Genomic DNA, 533 nt, shown 5'->3' with positions numbered 1-533 from the left:
AGAGTCCGTCCGAGAAGTCAGGTTGATCGGGCGAGGCGCCTGACGAGGATCATGACGGCTGCGGCGTAGAGGAAGGCTCTGGCGGAGGCGGGGGTCGCTTCCGGATCCTTCCAGAGGCGTCGGTTGCGGCTGATCCAGGCGAAGAACCTCTCAACGACCCACCGGCGTGGATGCACGGCAAAGCCGACCTGATCCGGCGGCTTGCGCACGATCTCGACGGCGATGATCGTCGCGCTCGCTGGCTTGTCGCCGGCATAGCCGGCGTCGGCGAAGGCCTTGGTAAGGAACGGGAAGGTCCGGCCCGACGGACGCAGGCCCCGAACGGCCCCCCGCCTCCGCCCGACCCTGCCTCTGCGCCGCAGCCGTCATGATCCTCGTCAGGCGCCTCGCCCGATCAACCTGACTTCTCGGACGTACTCTGAGGGACATGCGGCAGAGCTTCGGGAAGCCTTGATCATGCTGCTCATGCTGGCTGTCGTCTCAGCCGGCGTAGGGCTGGTCGCGCTTTGCCCGAGCGGAGCCTCGGGTGAGAT

General features: G+C 67.2%; 1 pseudogene. It reads right to left on the bottom strand.

What is annotated here, in order from left to right:
* Window positions 1–17 precede the first annotated feature (17 nt).
* Window positions 18–335: pseudogene (locus MKL01_RS24530) on the bottom strand (transposase); the annotation flags it as partial.
* Between the last annotated feature and the right edge of the window lie 198 nt (window positions 336–533).

This window comes from Methylobacterium sp. J-070, from assembly GCF_022829385.1.
Classification (GTDB): domain Bacteria; phylum Pseudomonadota; class Alphaproteobacteria; order Rhizobiales; family Beijerinckiaceae; genus Methylobacterium.
The sequence above is the reverse complement of the archived record's forward strand: the minus strand, read 5'-3'. Positions and strand labels throughout refer to the sequence as shown.